The organism is Kosakonia sp. 1610 (genome assembly GCF_050435845.1).
Lineage (GTDB): Bacteria > Pseudomonadota > Gammaproteobacteria > Enterobacterales > Enterobacteriaceae > Kosakonia > Kosakonia cowanii.
In genome coordinates this window covers 25,662-44,369 of sequence record NZ_JBNDKZ010000009.1, presented here as the reverse complement: position 1 = coordinate 44,369, position 18,708 = coordinate 25,662, and the positions used below count along the sequence as shown (strand labels likewise).

The 18,708-nt window shown below is 55.8% G+C and carries 18 protein-coding genes; 13 read left to right on the top strand and 5 right to left on the bottom strand.

Translation table 11 applies throughout. From position 1 onward, the window contains the following. The first annotated feature begins 13 nt into the window (after positions 1–13). The 10 genes from nusA to mtr all read left to right on the top strand — a co-directional run bounded on the left by nusA (position 14) and on the right by mtr (position 12,946). Positions 14–1,501, top strand: coding sequence for a transcription termination factor NusA (gene nusA, locus ABIC80_RS19915; RefSeq protein WP_023480893.1), 1,488 nt, complete (start codon positions 14–16; stop codon positions 1,499–1,501). Positions 1,502–1,525: 24 nt separating this feature from the next. Beyond that, positions 1,526–4,240, top strand: a complete 2,715-nt coding sequence (gene infB / locus ABIC80_RS19910; RefSeq protein WP_023480825.1) for a translation initiation factor IF-2 — start codon at positions 1,526–1,528, stop codon at positions 4,238–4,240. A gap of 95 nt (positions 4,241–4,335) precedes the next feature. Continuing rightward, positions 4,336–4,737 (top strand): 30S ribosome-binding factor RbfA, encoded by a 402-nt coding sequence (gene rbfA, locus ABIC80_RS19905; RefSeq protein ID WP_023480926.1) that lies wholly within the window; start codon positions 4,336–4,338, stop codon positions 4,735–4,737. Next, entirely contained in the window at positions 4,737–5,684 is a 948-nt protein-coding gene (gene truB, locus ABIC80_RS19900) for a tRNA pseudouridine(55) synthase TruB (protein WP_139567381.1), read from the top strand. Before rbfA ends, truB begins: the two co-directional genes overlap by 1 nt. Positions 5,685–5,829: 145 nt before the next feature. Further along, positions 5,830–6,099 carry a 30S ribosomal protein S15 gene (gene rpsO, locus ABIC80_RS19895; RefSeq protein ID WP_017457357.1) on the top strand — a complete coding sequence of 90 codons (270 nt, stop codon included), beginning with the start codon at positions 5,830–5,832 and terminating at the stop codon, positions 6,097–6,099. A gap of 244 nt (positions 6,100–6,343) precedes the next feature. Beyond that, a complete protein-coding gene (pnp, locus tag ABIC80_RS19890; RefSeq protein WP_429178392.1) occupies positions 6,344–8,479 on the top strand; it encodes a polyribonucleotide nucleotidyltransferase in 2,136 nt (711 codons plus the stop codon). A 109-nt stretch (positions 8,480–8,588) separates the two neighbouring features. Then, the gene (nlpI, locus tag ABIC80_RS19885; protein ID WP_023481039.1) at positions 8,589–9,473 is read left to right on the top strand and encodes a lipoprotein NlpI; all 885 of its coding nucleotides are present in this window, start codon (positions 8,589–8,591) and stop codon (positions 9,471–9,473) included. Between the two features lie 109 nt (positions 9,474–9,582). Next, on the top strand, positions 9,583–9,663 hold the full coding sequence (gene yrbN, locus ABIC80_RS19880) for a protein YrbN (protein WP_124971232.1): 81 nt from the start codon (positions 9,583–9,585) through the stop codon (positions 9,661–9,663). After that, positions 9,656–11,560, top strand: a complete 1,905-nt coding sequence (locus ABIC80_RS19875; RefSeq protein WP_094422235.1) for a DEAD/DEAH family ATP-dependent RNA helicase — start codon at positions 9,656–9,658, stop codon at positions 11,558–11,560. The genes yrbN and ABIC80_RS19875 overlap by 8 nt, the downstream gene beginning before the upstream one ends. A gap of 141 nt (positions 11,561–11,701) precedes the next feature. Then, a complete protein-coding gene (gene mtr, locus ABIC80_RS19870; protein ID WP_288876429.1) occupies positions 11,702–12,946 on the top strand; it encodes a tryptophan permease in 1,245 nt (414 codons plus the stop codon). Between the two features lie 174 nt (positions 12,947–13,120). On the opposite strand, the gene ABIC80_RS19865 is transcribed toward mtr, so the two are convergent. From ABIC80_RS19865 to ubiU, 3 genes are all read right to left on the bottom strand, one after another. Beyond that, entirely contained in the window at positions 13,121–14,128 is a 1,008-nt protein-coding gene (locus ABIC80_RS19865) for a luciferase-like monooxygenase (protein ID WP_200134831.1), read from the bottom strand. Positions 14,129–14,268: 140 nt separating this feature from the next. Then, a complete protein-coding gene (locus ABIC80_RS19860; protein WP_042715420.1) occupies positions 14,269–15,147 on the bottom strand; it encodes a U32 family peptidase in 879 nt (292 codons plus the stop codon). Between the two features lie 7 nt (positions 15,148–15,154). Further along, positions 15,155–16,150, bottom strand: coding sequence for a ubiquinone anaerobic biosynthesis protein UbiU (ubiU, locus tag ABIC80_RS19855; protein WP_094422227.1), 996 nt, complete (start codon positions 16,148–16,150; stop codon positions 15,155–15,157). A gap of 240 nt (positions 16,151–16,390) precedes the next feature. Between ubiU and ubiT the strand changes: the two genes are divergently transcribed. Next, entirely contained in the window at positions 16,391–16,915 is a 525-nt protein-coding gene (gene ubiT / locus ABIC80_RS19850; RefSeq protein ID WP_429178391.1) for a ubiquinone anaerobic biosynthesis accessory factor UbiT, read from the top strand. Continuing rightward, positions 16,909–17,412, top strand: coding sequence for a GNAT family N-acetyltransferase (locus ABIC80_RS19845; protein ID WP_200134833.1), 504 nt, complete (start codon positions 16,909–16,911; stop codon positions 17,410–17,412). The genes ubiT and ABIC80_RS19845 overlap by 7 nt, the downstream gene beginning before the upstream one ends. Here the strand turns inward: ABIC80_RS19845 and ABIC80_RS19840 are convergent. Next, positions 17,399–17,740, bottom strand: coding sequence for a GIY-YIG nuclease family protein (locus ABIC80_RS19840; RefSeq protein ID WP_076769244.1), 342 nt, complete (start codon positions 17,738–17,740; stop codon positions 17,399–17,401). The two genes, ABIC80_RS19845 and ABIC80_RS19840, sit on opposite strands and share 14 nt — an antisense overlap. Positions 17,741–17,754: 14 nt before the next feature. Between ABIC80_RS19840 and ABIC80_RS19835 the strand changes: the two genes are divergently transcribed. Further along, positions 17,755–18,192 (top strand): YhbP family protein, encoded by a 438-nt coding sequence (locus ABIC80_RS19835; protein WP_429178390.1) that lies wholly within the window; start codon positions 17,755–17,757, stop codon positions 18,190–18,192. Here the strand turns inward: ABIC80_RS19835 and ABIC80_RS19830 are convergent. Beyond that, positions 18,178–18,696, bottom strand: coding sequence for a type 1 glutamine amidotransferase domain-containing protein (locus ABIC80_RS19830; RefSeq protein WP_042715430.1), 519 nt, complete (start codon positions 18,694–18,696; stop codon positions 18,178–18,180). The genes ABIC80_RS19835 and ABIC80_RS19830 overlap by 15 nt on opposite strands. Positions 18,697–18,708 lie beyond the last annotated feature (12 nt).

The following is an 18,708-nucleotide window of genomic DNA, read 5'->3' as shown; positions in this document are numbered from 1 at the left end:
TGAAAGGCCCCCAATGAACAAAGAAATTTTGGCTGTTGTTGAAGCTGTTTCTAACGAAAAGTCGCTTCCGCGTGAAAAAATCTTTGAAGCGCTGGAAAGTGCTCTGGCTACAGCAACCAAGAAAAAATATGAGCAAGAGATTGATGTGCGTGTAAGCATCGATCGTAAAAGCGGTGATTTCGACACATTCCGTCGCTGGCTAATTGTTGAAGAAGTGACGCAGCCGACGCGTGAAATCACTCTCGAAGCGGCACGTTACGAAGATGAGAGCCTGAACCTCGACGATTACGTTGAAGATCAGATTGAATCCGTGACGTTTGACCGTATCACCACCCAAACCGCGAAGCAGGTTATCGTACAGAAAGTACGTGAAGCAGAGCGCGCAATGGTTGTCGATCAGTTCCGCGAACACGAAGGTGAAATCATCACCGGCGTGGTGAAAAAAGTGAACCGCGACAACATCACGCTGGATCTGGGCAGCAACGCTGAAGCCGTGATCCTGCGCGAAGATATGCTGCCGCGTGAAAACTTCCGTCCGGGCGACCGCATTCGCGGCGTGCTGTACGCAGTGCGCCCAGAAGCGCGCGGTGCGCAGCTGTTCGTTACGCGTTCCAAGCCGGAAATGCTGATCGAACTGTTCCGCATTGAAGTACCAGAAATCGGCGAAGAAGTTATTGAGATTAAAGCCGCAGCCCGCGATCCGGGTTCTCGCGCCAAAATTGCGGTGAAAACCAACGACAAGCGTATTGACCCGGTTGGGGCATGCGTTGGTATGCGTGGTGCCCGCGTTCAGGCCGTTTCTACCGAACTCGGCGGCGAACGTATCGATATCGTACTGTGGGACGACAACCCGGCCCAGTTCGTTATCAACGCAATGGCACCGGCTGATGTTGCTTCTATCGTGGTGGATGAAGATAAGCACACCATGGATATCGCTGTCGAAGCGGGCAACCTGGCGCAGGCGATTGGCCGTAACGGTCAGAACGTGCGTCTCGCGTCTCAGCTGAGCGGCTGGGAACTCAACGTTATGACCGTTGAAGATCTGCAGTCCAAGCATCAGGCTGAGGCTCACGCAGCGATTGATACCTTCACCCGTTATCTGGACATTGACGAAGATTTCGCCACTGTTCTGGTCGAAGAGGGTTTTTCAACGCTGGAAGAACTGGCCTATGTGCCAATCAAAGAGCTGCTGGAAATCGATGGCCTGGATGAAGACACCGTCGAAGCGCTGCGTGATCGTGCGAAAAGCGCACTGACTACTCTGGCGCTGGCGCAGGAAGAAAGCCTGGGGAATAAAGAACCGGCTGAAGACCTGCTGAACCTGGACGGTCTGGATCGTGCACTGGCTTTCAAACTGGCTGCTCGTGGTGTTTGTACGCTGGAAGACCTCGCCGAGCAAGGTGTGGATGACCTGAGCGATATCGAAGGGTTAACTGCCGACAAAGCCGGTGAGCTCATCATGGCCGCGCGTAATATTTGCTGGTTTGGTGACGAAGCGTAATAAACTGTAGCAGGAAGGAACAGCATGACAGATGTAACCGTAAAAACGCTGGCCGCTGAGATTCAAACCTCTGTGGACCGCCTGGTACAGCAATTTGCTGATGCAGGGATCCGCAAGTCTGCTGATGATTCAGTGACGGCGCAGGAAAAACAGACGCTGTTAGCGCATCTGAACCGTGAACACGGTTCTGCGCCTGATAAGCTGACGTTGCAGCGCAAAACGCGCAGCACATTAAATATTCAGGGCACCGGTGGGAAAAGTAAATCGGTGCAGATCGAAGTCCGTAAAAAGCGCACCTTTGTAAAACGCGATCCACAAGAGGCTGAACGTCTCGCTGCGGAAGAAGAGGCGATGCGTGAAGCGGAGGAGAAGGCCCGTCGTGAAGCAGAGGAAGCCGCTGAGCGAGAAGCCGAGGAAAAAGCCAAGCGTGAAGCCGAAGTGCGTCTGAAACGTGAAGCTGAAGAAAAAGCTAAACGTGAAAATGCCGAAAGCACGAAACGCGAAGCTGCGGAAAATAGCAAAGTGAGCAACCATCAAACTGACGAAGTGACCAGGGCAGCCCAGACGGAAAAAGCCCGTCGTGAATCCGAAGCGCAGGAACTTAAGCGTAAAGCGGAAGAAGAGGCTCGTCGTAAACTGGAAGAAAATGCACGTCGCGTAGCGGAAGAAGCCCGTCGAATGGCAGAACAGAACGAAGCAACCTGGACGGCAACGCCAGGCGAAGAAGAAGAGACGACCGGCGATTATCACGTCACCACCTCCCAGCATGCACGTCAGGCTGAAGATGATAACGATCGTGAAGTCGAAGGTGGCCGCGGCCGTACCCGTACCGCTAAAGCCCCGCGTCCGAAGAAAGGCAACAAGCACTCTGAAAGCAAAGCTGACCGTGAAGAAGCGCGTGCCGCGGTTCGCGGTGGTAAAGGCGGCCGTCAGCGTAAAGGTTCTGCACTGCAGCAGGGCTTCAATAAACCGGCCCAGGCCGTTAACCGTGACGTTGTGATCGGTGAAACCCTGACCGTCGGCGAGCTGGCTAACAAAATGGCAGTTAAAGGCTCTCAGGTCATCAAAGCGATGATGAAACTGGGCGCGATGGCAACCATCAACCAGGTCATCGACCAGGAAACCGCACAGCTGGTTGCGGAAGAGATGGGCCACAAAGTTATCCTGCGTCGTGAAAACGAGCTGGAAGAAGCGGTAATGAGCGACCGTGACACAGGTGCTGCGGTTGAACCGCGCGCGCCGGTTGTGACCATTATGGGTCACGTTGACCACGGTAAAACCTCGCTGCTGGACTACATTCGTTCAACGAAAGTGGCATCCGCTGAAGCGGGCGGCATTACCCAGCACATCGGTGCTTACCACGTCGAAACCGACAACGGCATGATCACCTTCCTGGATACCCCAGGCCACGCCGCGTTTACCGCAATGCGTGCCCGTGGTGCTCAGGCAACGGATATCGTTGTTCTGGTTGTCGCAGCAGACGATGGCGTGATGCCGCAGACTATCGAAGCTATTCAGCACGCGAAAGCGGCGAAAGTGCCGGTAGTTGTTGCAGTGAACAAAATCGATAAGCCGGAAGCCGATCCGGATCGCGTTAAAAACGAACTCTCTCAGTACGGGATCATTCCGGAAGAGTGGGGCGGCGAAAGCCAGTTCGTACACGTCTCCGCGAAAGCCGGTACCGGTATCGACGACCTGCTGGATGCAATCCTGCTGCAGGCCGAAGTTCTGGAACTGCACGCCGTACGTAACGGCATGGCGAGCGGTGTTGTTATCGAATCCTTCCTTGATAAAGGTCGTGGTCCGGTAGCTTCCGTGCTGGTACGTGAAGGTACGCTGCATAAAGGCGACATCGTGCTGTGCGGCTTCGAATATGGCCGTGTCCGTGCGATGCGTGACGAGCTGGGTCGTGAAGTGACCGAAGCGGGTCCGTCCATTCCGGTGGAAATCCTCGGTCTCTCCGGCGTTCCGGCGGCGGGTGATGAAGCCACCGTGGTACGTGACGAGAAGAAAGCGCGTGAAGTTGCGCTCTATCGTCAGGGCAAATTCCGCGAAGTTAAACTGGCTCGCCAGCAGAAATCTAAGCTGGAGAACATGTTTGCCAACATGACCGAAGGCGAAGTGCACGAAGTGAACATCGTGCTGAAAGCTGACGTTCAGGGCTCCGTGGAAGCGATCTCCGACTCGCTGCTGAAACTCTCTACTGAAGAAGTGAAAGTGAAGATTGTTGGCTCTGGCGTAGGTGGTATCACCGAAACCGACGCCACGCTTGCAGCTGCGTCCAACGCTATCCTGGTTGGCTTCAACGTTCGTGCCGATGCCTCTGCGCGTCGCGTGATCGAAGCGGAAGGTCTGGATCTGCGTTACTACTCCGTCATCTATAACCTGATCGACGAAGTGAAAGCGGCGATGAGCGGTATGCTCTCACCTGAGCTGAAACAGCAGATCATCGGTCTGGCTGAAGTGCGCGATGTGTTCAAATCGCCGAAATTCGGCGCGGTTGCTGGCTGTATGGTTACCGAAGGCGTCGTCAAACGTCACAACCCGATCCGCGTCCTGCGCGACAACGTGGTTATCTATGAAGGCGAGCTGGAATCCCTGCGCCGCTTCAAAGATGACGTTAACGAAGTCCGTAACGGCATGGAGTGTGGTATCGGCGTTAAGAACTACAATGACGTACGTACCGGCGATATGATCGAAGTCTTCGAAATTATCGAAATCAAGCGCTCTATCGAATAATCGACGCATTAGCGCAACGTAGGCCGGGAGCGAAGCGCCACCCGGCAAGAGATATCTAAAGGGGCTACGGCCCCTTTTTAGTCTGGAGAAGTAATATGGCGAAAGAATTTGGTCGCCCGCAGCGCGTCGCTCAGGAGTTGCAAAAAGAGATTGCCACTATCCTGCAGCGTGAAATCAAAGATCCGCGCCTGGGCATGATGACCACCGTATCCGGTGTCGAAGTCTCCCGCGATCTGGCGTATGCCAAAGTGTTCGTGACCTTCCTGAATGACAAAGATGAAGAGTCGATCAAAGCGGGCATTAAAGCCCTGCATGACGCTTCCGGCTTTATCCGGTCCCTGCTGGGGAAAGCGATGCGTCTGCGTATCGTGCCGGAACTGACATTCTTCTACGACAACTCGCTGGTTGAAGGGATGCGCATGTCCAACCTGGTCACCAGCGTGGTGAAGCACGATGATGAGCGTCGTGTGAACCCGGACGACAGCAAGGAGGACTGATGAGTCGTCCTCGTCGTCGCGGTCGCGACGTGCATGGCGTACTGCTGCTGGATAAGCAGCAGGGCGCATCAAGCAATGATGTTCTGCAGAAAGTAAAGCGCCTCTATAACGCCAACCGTGCGGGTCATACCGGCGCGCTGGATCCGCTGGCAACCGGCATGCTGCCGATCTGCCTCGGTGAGGCGACAAAATTTTCTCAGTATCTGCTTGATTCGGATAAGCGCTACCGGGTAATTGCCCGCCTTGGTCAACGCACTGATACATCGGATGCCGATGGTCAGGTCGTTGAAGAGCGCCCGGTGACCTTTACCGCCACAGAGCTGGCGAGCGCGCTGGAGAGCTTTCGCGGTAACACGCAGCAAATCCCTTCGATGTACTCGGCTCTGAAGTATCAGGGTAAGAAGCTTTACGAGTATGCGCGTCAGGGTATTGAAGTGCCGCGTGAAGCGCGCCCGATTACCGTGTATGAACTACTGTTTATCCGCCATGAAGGGGATGAGCTGGAGCTGGAAATCCACTGCTCAAAAGGGACTTACATTCGCACCATCATTGATGATCTGGGCGAAAAGCTGGGCTGTGGCGCGCATGTTATCTATTTGCGTCGTCTGGCGGTCAGCCGCTACCCGATTGAGCGCATGGTTACGCTTGAGCAGTTGCAGGAGTTAGTCCAGCAGGCCGAGCAGCAGGATGTTCCTGCGGCAGAACTGCTCGATCCGCTGTTGATGCCGATGGATAGCCCGGCGTCCGATTTCCCTGTTGTAAACATCCCCACCGTGGTTGCTGCCTATTTTAAAAACGGCCAACCGGTGCGCGCTTCCACTACGCCGGCCGAAGGGCTGGTACGCGTGACGGAAGGCGAAGAGGGCAAGTTTATCGGCATGGGCGAAATTGATGAGCAGGGGCGAGTTGCGCCGCGTCGTCTGGTTGTTGAGTATCCTGCTGACTGACGGGCTTACCTTGCGGGAATGCCCGACTACGAGTAGAATATTGCCGCTTAACGCCGGGCTATGTATTTAACATACCCGGCGTTAAACCTGGGGGAGCTGAATTAGAGATCGGCACCCTGTCATTCTTATATCACTGGAGTTGAAAATGTCTCTAAGCGTTGAAGCTAAAGCAAAAATCGTTTCCGAGTTTGGTCGTGGTTCTAACGACAGCGGTTCTACCGAAGTTCAGGTTGCACTGCTGACTGCTCAGATTAACCACCTGCAGGGTCACTTTGCAGAGCACAAAAAAGATCACCACAGCCGTCGTGGTCTGCTGCGTATGGTTTCTCAGCGTCGTAAACTGCTCGACTATCTGAAACGTAAAGACGTTGCACGCTACACCGCGCTGATCGAGCGTCTGGGTCTGCGTCGCTAAGTCTGGCGAGTTTCAAGAAGGGGCCTTTACGGCCCCTTTTTTCAACCAGGCGGCAGCAATTGGCACTAAACTGATGTATTGTTGCCAGGTATGATCTTCATTGCAGAGGTTCGCGCGGCTAATGAGAGGCTTTATCCGTAATGGGCGGGTTAAGGTTGTCATTAGTCGCGAGGATGCAAGAAGGTCCGGTTTAATTATCAGCACGCCCTGGGTGTGCTGATGTTCATTAAGAAAGGATAGAATTTTGCTGAATCCGATCATTCGTAAATTCCAATATGGTCAACACACCGTCACGCTGGAAACCGGCATGATGGCCCGTCAGGCAACCGCTGCCGTGATGGTAAGCATGGACGACACCGCGGTATTCGTTACCGTTGTTGGCCAGAAAAAAGCAAAACCAGGTCAGGACTTCTTCCCGCTGACCGTTAACTACCAGGAGCGTACTTACGCTGCCGGTAAAATCCCGGGTGGCTTCTTCCGTCGTGAAGGCCGTCCAAGCGAAGGCGAAACCCTGATCGCGCGTCTGATTGACCGCCCGGTTCGCCCGCTGTTCCCGGAAGGTTTCGTCAACGAAGTCCAGGTTATCGCTACCGTGGTTTCCGTTAACCCGCAGGTTAACCCTGATATCGTGGCGATGATTGGTGCTTCTGCTGCACTTTCTCTCTCTGGTATTCCGTTCAACGGCCCGATCGGCTCTGCGCGCGTTGGTTACATCAACGACCAGTATGTTCTGAACCCGACTCAGGAAGAGCTGAAATCCAGCAAACTGGATCTGGTTGTTGCCGGTACCGAAGCAGCTGTGCTGATGGTTGAATCCGAAGCAGAACTGCTGAGCGAAGATCAGATGCTGGGCGCGGTGGTTTATGGCCACGAGCAGCAGCAGATTGTTATTCAGAACATCAACGATCTGGTGAAAGAAGCGGGTAAACCGCGCTGGGACTGGCAGCCGGAAGTGGTCGACGAAGCGCTGAACGCGCGCGTTGCAGCGCTGGCAGAATCTCGTCTGAGCGATGCTTACCGCATCACCGACAAACAGGAGCGTTACGCTCAGGTTGACGTGATCAAATCTGAAACCATCGCGACGCTGGTTGCAGAAGATGAGTCCCTGGACGCTAACGAGCTGGGCGAAATCCTGCACGCTATCGAGAAAAACGTTGTTCGTAGCCGCGTACTGGCAGGCGAACCGCGTATCGATGGCCGCGAAAAAGATATGATCCGTGGTCTGGACGTACGTACCGGCGTTCTGCCGCGTACTCACGGCTCAGCACTCTTTACCCGTGGCGAAACGCAGGCGCTGGTAACAGCAACCCTGGGTACCGCACGTGACGCGCAGAACATCGACGAATTGATGGGCGAGCGCACTGACAGCTTCCTGTTCCACTACAACTTCCCTCCGTACTCCGTAGGTGAGACCGGTATGGTCGGTTCGCCGAAGCGTCGTGAAATTGGTCACGGTCGTCTGGCGAAACGCGGCGTGCTGGCTGTTATGCCGGAAGCTGATAAATTCCCGTACACCGTGCGTGTGGTTTCTGAAATCACCGAATCCAACGGTTCTTCTTCCATGGCTTCCGTGTGCGGCGCATCGCTGGCACTGATGGATGCAGGCGTACCGGTGAAAGCCGCTGTTGCCGGTATCGCAATGGGCCTGGTGAAAGAGGGCGATAACTTTGTCGTTCTGTCTGACATCCTCGGCGATGAAGATCACCTGGGCGACATGGACTTTAAAGTGGCCGGTTCCCGCGACGGTATCTCTGCGCTGCAGATGGATATCAAAATCGAAGGCATCACCAAAGAGATCATGCAGGTTGCCCTGAACCAGGCGAAAGGTGCACGTCTGCATATCCTCGGCGTGATGGAGCAGGCGATTAACGCGCCGCGTGGTGATATCTCTGAGTTCGCACCGCGTATCCACACCATCAAGATCAACCCGGACAAGATCAAAGACGTTATCGGTAAAGGCGGCTCCGTTATCCGTGCCCTGACCGAAGAGACCGGCACGACCATCGAAATCGAAGATGACGGTACCGTGAAAATCGCGGCAACCGACGGCGACAAAGCGAAATTCGCGATTCGTCGTATCGAAGAGATCACCGCTGAGATCGAAGTGGGCCGTATCTACAACGGTAAAGTCACCCGTATCGTCGACTTTGGTGCGTTTGTTGCCATCGGTGGCGGTAAAGAGGGCCTGGTGCACATTTCTCAGATCGCCGATAAGCGCGTAGAGAAAGTGACCGACTACCTGCAGATGGGTCAGGAAGTACCGGTGAAAGTTCTGGAAGTTGACCGCCAGGGCCGTATTCGTCTAAGCATTAAAGAAGCAACTGAACAAACTCAGCCTGTTGAAGCGCCAGAAGCGCCGCAAGCAGAACTGGGCGAGTAAGGTTTGCCTTTGCCCTCCGCGCAGGCGGAGGGCTTATTCTCAGGCAGGACGCCATGTTTGCAGCCGGGGGACAGGACGTTCATCCAATTGTTGTCTTCGGGAGTAGGAAATGAAGCCTTTTTTGCGCTGGTGTTTCGTTGCGACAGCTCTAACGCTGGCAGGATGCAGCAACTCTGCCTGGCGTAAGAGCGAAGTCCTCGCGGTGCCATTGCAACCGACTTTGCAGCAAGAAGTGATTCTGGCACGCATGGAACAAATTCTTGCCAGTCGGGCTTTATCCGATGATGAACGCGCACAGCTTTTATATGAGCGCGGAGTATTGTATGATAGTCTCGGTTTGAGGGCGTTGGCGCGGAATGATTTTTCACAAGCGCTGGCCATCCGACCCGATATGCCTGAAGTATTCAATTACTTAGGCATTTATTTAACGCAGGCAGGCAATTTTGATGCTGCCTATGAAGCGTTTGATTCTGTACTTGAGCTTGATCCAACTTACAACTACGCGCACTTAAACCGCGGCATCGCTCTGCACTATGGCGGTCGTGATAAGTTAGCGCAAGATGATCTGCTGGCGTTTTATCAAGACGATCCTAATGATCCTTTCCGTAGCCTGTGGCTTTACATCGTTGAGCGGAAGCTCGATGAGCACAAGGCGAAAGAAGCACTGAAACAGCGCTTCGAAAAATCGGACAAGGAGCAATGGGGATGGAATATTGTCGAGTTCTACCTCGGTGACATTAGCGAATCTGAGCTAATGGATCGCCTGAAGGCGGACGCAACGGATAACACCTCGCTCGCTGAGCATCTCAGTGAAACCAACTTCTATTTAGGTAAGTACTACCTAAGTCTGGGGGATAAGGACAGCGCTACGGCACTGTTCAAATTAGCGGTTGCTAACAACGTCCACAACTTCGTTGAGCACCGTTATGCATTGTTGGAATTATCGCTCTTGGGCCAGGAGCAAGACGACCTGGCAGAATCGGACCAGCAATAGCTGACGACATAAACATCAGCCCGTAATCTTTTTTGATTGCCATCACCTTAACTGGTGAGGGCGTTGTTGTTCGTCAATACACCTACTTTGAGCCGGTTCACACTTTTCAATGAAAATTGCCAAATATTTTCACGATGAGTTATGTAGACTGGCCGCCAATGACATAGAGGCACTTGTACTACATGGCTGAATTCGAAACCACTTTTGCAGATCTGGGCCTGAAGGCTCCTATCCTTGAAGCCCTTAACGATCTCGGTTACGAAAAACCATCTCCGATCCAGGCTGAGTGCATTCCGCACCTGCTGAACGGTCGTGACGTGCTGGGCATGGCCCAGACTGGTAGCGGGAAAACCGCAGCGTTTTCTCTTCCGCTGCTCCATAACATCGATCCGGACCTGCGTGCGCCGCAGATCCTCGTGCTTGCTCCGACCCGCGAACTGGCGGTTCAGGTAGCTGAAGCGATGACCGATTTCTCTAAACACATGCATGGCGTGAACGTGGTTGCTCTTTACGGCGGCCAGCGTTATGACGTGCAATTACGCGCCCTGCGTCAGGGCCCGCAGATCGTTGTCGGTACGCCGGGACGCCTGCTGGATCACCTGAAACGCGGCACCCTGGACCTCTCCAAACTGAGCGGTCTGGTGCTGGATGAAGCCGACGAAATGCTGCGCATGGGCTTTATCGAAGACGTAGAAACTATCATGGCGCAGATCCCGGAAGGTCATCAGACCGCTCTGTTCTCCGCCACCATGCCGGAAGCGATCCGTCGCATTACCCGCCGCTTTATGAAAGAGCCGCAGGAAGTGCGCATTCAGTCCAGCGTGACAACTCGCCCGGACATCAGCCAGAGCTACTGGTCTGTCTACGGCATGCGTAAAAACGAAGCGCTGGTTCGCTTCCTTGAAGCAGAAGATTTTGATGCCGCGATCATCTTCGTGCGCACCAAAAACGCGACCCTGGAAGTGGCTGAAGCGCTGGAGCGCAACGGTTACAACAGCGCCGCGCTGAACGGTGACATGAACCAGGCCCTGCGTGAGCAGACTCTGGAGCGTCTGAAAGATGGTCGTCTGGACATCCTGATTGCAACCGACGTTGCGGCCCGTGGCCTGGACGTTGAGCGCATCAGCCTGGTTGTTAACTATGACATCCCGATGGACTCTGAGTCTTACGTTCACCGTATCGGCCGTACCGGTCGTGCGGGTCGTGCTGGCCGCGCCCTGCTGTTCGTTGAGAACCGCGAGCGTCGTCTGCTGCGCAACATCGAACGTACGATGAAGCTGACCATTCCGGAAGTAGAGCTGCCGAACGCAGAACTGCTGGGCACTCGCCGTCTGGAAAAATTCGCCGCGAAAGTACAGCAGCAGCTGGAAAGCAGCGATCTGGACCAGTACCGCGCGCTGCTGGCGAAAATCCAGCCCTCTTCTGAAGAAGAGATGGATATCGAAACGCTGGCTGCCGCACTGCTGAAAATGGCACAGGGCGAACGTCCGCTGATCCTGCCGCCGGATGCACCGATGCGTCCTAAGCGTGAGTTCCGCGAGCGTGATGAGCGTTTCGAACGCCGTGGCGATCGTAACGACCGCAATGATCGTGGTCCGCGTACCGAACGTGCCGGTGAAGACCGTCCGCGTCGTGAGCGTCGCGATGTTGGTGATATGGAACTGTACCGTATTGAAGTGGGCCGTGATGACGGTGTTGAAGTTCGTCATATCGTTGGCGCAATCGCCAACGAAGGCGACATCAGCAGCCGCTACATCGGCAACATCAAGCTGTTCGGTTCTCACTCAACCATCGAGCTGCCGAAAGGCATGCCGGGCGAGGTCCTGCAGCACTTTACCCGCACGCGTATTCTCAACAAACCGATGAATATGCAGCTGCTGGGCGATGCACAGCCGCGTGAGCGCAGCGAACGCCGTCCTGGCGGCGGTGAGCGTCGTAGCTTCGGCGGCGGCGAGCGTCGTGAAGGTGGTCGCGGTCCGCGTCGTGATGGTGCAGCACCGGCTGGTGCAGGCCGTTTCAGCGGTGAGCGTCGTGAAAATCGCGGCCCGCGCCGCGAAGAAGGTACGACCCGTCGTCGTGACGCGTAAACCTTACGCTTCAAACGTAAAGTAATAGATACAGCCCCGATCGAAAAGATTGGGGCTTTTTTTATCCGTAATGTACTCCTGTACTGGTACAATGCATCGGCTTTACTTTCGGCATAGCGCCATTACAGGAGAACGTTTCAGATGTCGACACTGACAACCACCCAGGCTTCCCCTTCGCTGTTCGGCGGAGTGGTGATTATCGGCGGCACAATTATTGGCGCAGGCATGTTTTCCCTGCCGGTAGTAATGTCCGGCGCGTGGTTCTTCTGGTCGCTTCTGGCACTGGTGTTTACCTGGTTCTGCATGCTGCACTCGGGCCTGATGATTCTGGAAGCCAACCTCAACTACCGCAGCGGCGCGAGCTTCGACACCATTACCAAAGATCTGCTGGGCAAAGGGTGGAACCTGATTAACGGCCTCTCTATCGCCTTTGTGCTCTATATCCTGACCTACGCCTACATTTCGGCGAGCGGCTCGATCCTGCACCACACCTTTGCGGAAATGTCGCTGGATGTGCCGCCGCGCCTGGCAGGGCTGGGGTTTGCGCTGCTGGTAGCGTTTATCGTCTGGCTCTCAACCCACGCAGTCAGCCGCATGACGGCGATTGTACTGGGCGCGAAAGTGATCACCTTCTTCCTCACCTTCGGCAGCCTGCTCGGGCATGTGCAGCCGGCAACGCTGTTTAACGTGGCGCAGAGCAACGCCTCTTACACGCCCTACCTGCTGATGACGTTGCCGTTCTGTCTCGCCTCTTTCGGCTACCACGGCAACGTGCCGAGCCTGATGAAATATTACGGCAAGGATCCGCGCGTGATTACCCGCTGCCTGGTCTACGGCACGCTGCTGGCGCTTGGGCTGTATGTGATTTGGTTACTGGTGACGATGGGGAATATTGCCCGTCCGGCGTTTATCGACATCGCGGCAAAAGGCGGCAATATTGATGTGCTGGTGCAGGCATTGAGCGGGGTGCTGAACAGCCGCAGCCTCGATCTGCTGCTGGTGATCTTCTCTAACTTTGCCGTTGCCAGCTCTTTCCTCGGCGTGACGCTGGGGCTGTTTGATTACCTGGCGGATCTCTTTAAGTTTGACGACGCGCCGCTGGGGCGTTTTAAGACCGCGCTGCTGACATTCCTGCCGCCGATTATTGGGGGGCTGCTGTGGCCGAACGGCTTTTTATACGCCATTGGTTATGCGGGTTTAGCCGCCACTATCTGGGCAGCGATTGTGCCAGCGCTGCTGGCGAATGCGTCACGTAAACGCTTCGGCAGCCCGGCGTTTCGCGTCTGGGGCGGTAAACCGATGATTGTTCTGATCCTGCTTTTCGGCGCAGGCAACGCGGTAGTTCATCTGTTATCAAGCTTTGATCTGCTGCCGGTCTACCACTAATCAAACCCGGCCTGCACAATTATGTAGGCCGGATAAGCGCAGCGCCATCCGGCATAAAGACCGCACCATCCCCGTAGGCCGGATAAGCGTCAGCGCCATCCGGCATAAACACCGCACAATCCCCGTAGGCCGGATAAGCGTCAGCGCCATCCGGCACAAAGGCCGGGCAACGTTCTAACCGAACAACGCCTCTTTCACCTGCATCGCCAGCTCAAACGAGTGCAGCCGCGCCTGGTGATCGAAAATCTGCCCGTTAACCATAATCTCATCCGCCTCGGTTTCCCGCAGGATCGACTCAAGACCGTGGCGCACTTTCGCTTTATCACCCACCAGCGACATGCTCAGGGCCTGCTGCACGCCATACTTTTCAGACGGCGACCAGAAGTTATCCATATTCTCAATCGGCGGCGGCAGCTGGCTCGTCTCACCGCGGCGCAGCTTCACAAACGCCTGCTGCATCGAGGTAAAGAGATACTCCGCATCGCGGTTGCTGTCGGCGGCGACAATATTGATACACACCATTGCATAGGGTTTTTCCAGCCGCGCCGAGGGCTTGAACTGGGTGCGATAGAGATGCAGCGCCTGGAACAACATATCCGGCGCAAAGTGTGAGGCGAAGGCAAACGGCAGACCCAATTGGGCGGCGAGCTGCGCACTGTAAAGGCTGGAGCCTAACAGCCACACCGGGATCTTCTCGCCGTAGCCCGGCACCGGGCGCACATGCGGGTTCGGATCGTTGGCGTCAAACCAGTCGACCAGCTCCTTCACATCGCGCGGGAAATTATCAACATCGCCGCTCATATGGCGGCGCAGCGCCATCATGGTGCGCTGATCGCTGCCCGGCGCACGACCAAGCCCGAGATCGATACGTCCCGGGTAGAGCGTATTCAGCGTACCGAACTGCTCGGCAATCACCAGCGGAGCGTGGTTCGGCAGCATCACGCCGCCAGAGCCGAGACGCAGGGTTTGCGTATTCGCTGCCAGGTAACCGATCAATACCGACGTCGCCGCGCTGGCGATCCCGGTCATATTGTGGTGCTCCGCCAGCCAGAAGCGATCGTAACCGCGCTTCTCTGCCAGCTTCGCCAGATCGAGGGAATGGGTAAACGCGTCACGCGCGCTTGAGTTTTGTGGAATCGGCGCTAAATCCAGCACCGAAAACGCAACGGTTTTCTCAGACATAAACACTCACTTTGCTACAGCATCGTCATCAGATTGAAGGTCTTCTTCCAGCCTGGCGCAAGGAGCCGCGTCAGGCCAGAAAAGCTGCAACTTTCATACTGCATGAACGGGCGACGATTGCTGTTAACAAAGTGAGCCTTTTACGCCTCGAGCATCAGTCCCGGCAGCCTGCGCCAGTAGCCATTGCAGTCGCTGTTCGACGCCAGCGGCAGCGGCGCGCTGCCGGTTTCATTCGCTTTAAACGCCTCCAGCATGGTAAAGGTTTCACTTCCCATCGGCGAGAGCCGTACCACATCGACAAGCCCCTGCATCGAGGTCAGCTCATTACCGAGGTTGTAGACATAACCGCTCATGGTCTGAATGCCGTTGAGCACGAAAACCTGCTGATCCTCCTGCGAACGCATGCTGCGCCCGGTCGGGTATTTAATGCAGCAGGTTTCGCACTCATCCTTTGGCCGATTCTCCGAGCGCGCGGTAAAGCAGCGGGCAGAGTAGGCGAGAGGCAGATGGCCGTAGCTCAACACTTCGACTTCGAACTGCTGGCGAATACCGAGTGTTTCGCACTGATCGAGCAGGTTTACCAGCCAGTCGCGGGAGAGCTCCACCGGCATGCACCAGCGCACCATTCCCTGTTTCAGCAGCAAGCGCAAGGTAACGGCGTTATAGCAGTTGAGGGCATGCCCGGCGACAAACGGCAGCTTGCGCTCGGCGCACAGATTCACGACCCCGAGATCGCTCGCCTCCAGCAGAAACTCGCCGTTATCAACATAGCGCTTCAGTTCGTTGAGCTCCGATGAGGCCTGCACCAGCGCGAGCGTTGAAATCACCACCTGTTTGCCGCTGTCGGCCAGCGCTTTCGCCATCGCCAGCCAGTCACCCACTTTGGTGGCGCGGCGTTTGCTGCACACCGCTTCGCCGAGATAGACCACATCAGCGCGGCTGTTTGCCGCCTGCTGATAAAACTCCTCAAGCGTCTCTTTTGACCAGTAGTAAAGCACTGGCCCTAATGAATATTTCATGGTTTACCTACTGCCATTTACGGTGATACGCGCCGAGAGTGGTCTGGGTGCCTTCTGACATGGCACCGAGTGTCTCCATCCACGCCGGCTGTGGCACAAAATCCTGCGGTGAAGCGATGCAGCGATCGATCGCCTGTCGCCACACTTTTGCCACCTGGCTGACATACGCCGGGCTGCGCTGGCGTCCTTCAATCTTCACCGAAGCGATATTCGCTGCCAGCAGATCCGGCAGCAGCTCAAGCGTATTGAGGCTGGTCGGCTCCTCCAGCGCGTGGTAGCGCTCGCCATCCACCCGATAGCGCCCTTTGCACAGCGTCGGGTAACCGGCATTTTCCCCCTCCTGATAGCGATCGATCAGCACATCGTTGAGGCGTGATTCCAGCCCCTGCGGCGTCTGCTGCCAGCGCACAAAGCGCGCCGGAGAGCAGGCACCGACGGTATTCGGCGACTCGCCGGTCAGGTAAGAGGAGAGGTAACAGCGCCCCTCGGCCATGATGCAGAGGCTGCCGAAGGCAAACACTTCCAGCGGCACCGGCGTCACACGAGCAAGCTGTTTGACCTGATGAATGGAGAGTACGCGCGGCAGCACCACGCGGGCGACATCAAAGTGACGGTGATAGAAGCGGATTGCCTCTTCGTTGGTCGCCGAGGCCTGCACGGAGACGTGACGCTCGATGTGCGGATAGCGCGCGGCAGCATACTCCAGCATGGCGAGGTCGGCCAGAATCAGCGCATCGGCACCAATCTGCGCCGCCATATCCACCGCGCGCTCCCAGCGCTGATAGCCATCCGGGTGCGCAAAGGTGTTGATAGCAATATGCAGCTTGCGGCGGTGCTGGTGGACGAAACTGACCGCTTCCTGCAGCTTCTTCTCGGTAAAGTTGAGTCCGGCAAAATGGCGGGCGTTCGTGTCATCTTTCAGGCCGATATACACCGCATCGGCACCGTTTTCGATGGCCGCTTTCAGTGCCGGTAGGTTCCCGGCAGGGCAGAGCAACTCCATAGTCTTTCCTGCAATCAGGGGCGCAGTGGCCCGGGCGTACCCCGAAGGGTCACTGAATTGTTAATGAACTGGGATTCTAGTTAACCTGTCAGCGACAATTTTTGATTTGAGGCAGTTAAATGCGTATTGATGACGGCAATAATCGTTGCCCATTTATTCCGTAATTGTTGATGTGCGCCGCTATGCACACGGCTGTTTGTGGCAAAATAGCCCGCATTATCACTTCAGGGAGTCATCGTCGTGTTGGAAAAATTGCGCTCACAGCTTGTTCATCTTGGCCCGTCACTGCTTGCGTTTCCGGTGAAGCTGACGCCGTTTGTGCTTAAACGTCAGGTACTTGAGCAGGTGCTGCGCTGGCAATTCCAACAGGCGCTGGCGGAGGGTGAGCTTGAGCTTCTCGAAGGGCGCTGGTTAAGTATTCAGGTACGTGATATTGGCCTGACGTGGTATACCTCTGTTGAGGATGGGCAGATGATCGTACGTGAGTCTGCCGACGCGGATGTCAGCTTTAGCGCCGATGCCAGCGATTTACTGATGATTGCCGCGCGAAAACAGGATCCGGATACGCTTTTCTTCCAGCGTCGCCTGCTTATTGAAGGGGACACGGAACTGGGGCTGTATGTTAAAAACCTGATGGACGCCATTGAGCTGGAGCAGATGCCAAAACCCCTGCGGGTGATGCTGCTACAGCTGGCGGATTTTGTTGAGGCTGGCCTGAAAGCGCCGCCTGCAACGACACAACCTTCTGTAGGTGAGCCATGCTGATTAGAGTTGAAATTCCCATTGATGCACCCGGTATCGATGCCCTGCTGCGCCGCAGTTTTAGCGGCGAGGCTGAAGCCTCTCTGGTGCACGATCTGCGCGAAGACGGGCTGATCACGCTGGGATGCGTTGCCACGGACGATGAAGGGCAGGTGGTCGGCTATGTGGCATTTAGCCCGGTCGCTGTCGCAGGAGAGGAGTTACAGTGGGTCGCGCTCGCGCCGCTGGCGGTAGACGAGGCTTACCGTGGTCAGGGCATCGCCCGCCAGCTCGTCTATGAAGGGCTGGATTCCCTCAATGAATTTGGCTACGCCGCTGCGGTAACGCTGGGTGATGCGGATTTCTACCAGCGTTTAGGCTTTGAGCGCGCCTCGCAGTACGATTTACGCTGCGCCTGGTCGCAAAGCGACGCCGCATTCCTCGTCCATCGCCTGGCTGACGACGCCTTCAATGGCGTCAGTGGTCTGGTGGAGTACAGCGATCACTTCAATCGCTTTTAACCGCTGACGTCAGCAGCGTTTCCCGCAGCGCCTCGAAGATGCCCTCTCCGGCAACGAGGCGCTCTTTCTGGTGCTTGGTCAACTGCTTAATGCGGTACTCAAGGCGTAGCGCCAGCGAACGCTCACCAACCTGCGCCGAAAAGACCAGTTCCAGCGCGCCCTTACCGCGCAACGCTTTTGCTCCCTTTCCCGTTTGATGCTGCGTAAAACGCCGCGCGACATCGGTGGTAATACCGGTGTAGAGCAGGTTGTCGCGCGTGCGGATGAGATAGAGAAACCAGGGCGTCATGGCAATCTTCGCTGTGTTAAGGTGGGCGAAAAATAGCATGAGAAGGAGAAAAAATGGAGTCCCTTGCGGCGATTAACCGCTGGCTGGCAAAGCAGCATGTCGTGACCTGGTGTGTGGCGAAGGAGGGCGAACTCTGGTGCGCCAACGCCTTTTATATCTACGATCCGCAGGCTGTCGCCTTCTATGTGCTGAGCGAAGATAAAACGCGCCATTCACAGATGACAGGATCACACGCCCCGGTGGCGGGTACGGTTAATGGGCAGCCGAAAAGCGTTGCCTTGATTCGCGGCGTACAGTTTTCCGGTGAGATAAAACGGCTGGAAGAGGCGGAAAGCGCGGTGCTGCGCGAACGCTACAACCGACGCTTCCCGATAGCCCGCGCGCTGTCAGCCCCGATGTGGGAGATTCGCCTTCACGAAATCAAATTCACCGACAACACGCTGGGGTTTGGCAAAAAGTTTCACTGGTTACGCGACTCAGGCACCGAGTAGACGCAGCGCTTCGCGGTTAAATGCCGGTAAGTCATCAGGTGTACGGCTGGTGACCAGCTGATCTTTATCGATTACCACTTCCTGGTCGAAGAACTCCGCACCCGCGTTTTTCACATCAATCACAATCGGTTTCACCGCCGTCAGCTTGCGGCCGCGAATAACATCAGCGCTGATCAGCAACTGCGGGCCGTGGCAGATGGCGAATACCGGTTTACCGGAGTCAACAAACTCGCGGGTAAAGGTGACAAAGCGATCGTCGCCGCGCAGGGAGTCAGGGGAGTGTCCGCCTGGTAACAGCAGGGCGTCAAATTCGTCCGGGCTCACCTCATCAATGGCTTTATCGATCTTAACTTTTGCCTCGCCCTGTTTGCCGGTGACGGTTTTTCCGGCCTCTTTCTCAATCGTCACAACCTCATGTCCGGCCTTGCGATACGCTTCTGCCGGAGAGGTGAATTCTGAATCTTCAAACTCGTCGGTGATCAAGACCGCTATTTTCTTGCTCATACTTCCTCCGTT

Bases quoted from the DNA above. Each gene is read 5' to 3' on its own strand.
- ubiU (WP_094422227.1), bottom strand. From the start codon at position 16,150: ATGGAGTTGCTCTGCCCTGCCGGGAACCTACCGGCACTGAAAGCGGCC.
- nusA (WP_023480893.1), top strand. From the start codon at position 14: ATGAACAAAGAAATTTTGGCTGTTGTTGAAGCTGTTTCTAACGAAAAG.
- truB (WP_139567381.1), top strand. From the start codon at position 4,737: ATGAGTCGTCCTCGTCGTCGCGGTCGCGACGTGCATGGCGTACTGCTG.
- nlpI (WP_023481039.1), top strand. From the start codon at position 8,589: ATGAAGCCTTTTTTGCGCTGGTGTTTCGTTGCGACAGCTCTAACGCTG.
- ABIC80_RS19840 (WP_076769244.1), bottom strand. From the start codon at position 17,740: ATGCTATTTTTCGCCCACCTTAACACAGCGAAGATTGCCATGACGCCC.
- rbfA (WP_023480926.1), top strand. From the start codon at position 4,336: ATGGCGAAAGAATTTGGTCGCCCGCAGCGCGTCGCTCAGGAGTTGCAA.
- rpsO (WP_017457357.1), top strand. From the start codon at position 5,830: ATGTCTCTAAGCGTTGAAGCTAAAGCAAAAATCGTTTCCGAGTTTGGT.
- ABIC80_RS19860 (WP_042715420.1), bottom strand. From the start codon at position 15,147: ATGAAATATTCATTAGGGCCAGTGCTTTACTACTGGTCAAAAGAGACG.
- ABIC80_RS19845 (WP_200134833.1), top strand. From the start codon at position 16,909: ATGCTGATTAGAGTTGAAATTCCCATTGATGCACCCGGTATCGATGCC.
- ABIC80_RS19875 (WP_094422235.1), top strand. From the start codon at position 9,656: ATGGCTGAATTCGAAACCACTTTTGCAGATCTGGGCCTGAAGGCTCCT.
- mtr (WP_288876429.1), top strand. From the start codon at position 11,702: ATGTCGACACTGACAACCACCCAGGCTTCCCCTTCGCTGTTCGGCGGA.
- ABIC80_RS19835 (WP_429178390.1), top strand. From the start codon at position 17,755: ATGGAGTCCCTTGCGGCGATTAACCGCTGGCTGGCAAAGCAGCATGTC.
- ABIC80_RS19865 (WP_200134831.1), bottom strand. From the start codon at position 14,128: ATGTCTGAGAAAACCGTTGCGTTTTCGGTGCTGGATTTAGCGCCGATT.
- yrbN (WP_124971232.1), top strand. From the start codon at position 9,583: ATGAAAATTGCCAAATATTTTCACGATGAGTTATGTAGACTGGCCGCC.
- ABIC80_RS19830 (WP_042715430.1), bottom strand. From the start codon at position 18,696: ATGAGCAAGAAAATAGCGGTCTTGATCACCGACGAGTTTGAAGATTCA.
- infB (WP_023480825.1), top strand. From the start codon at position 1,526: ATGACAGATGTAACCGTAAAAACGCTGGCCGCTGAGATTCAAACCTCT.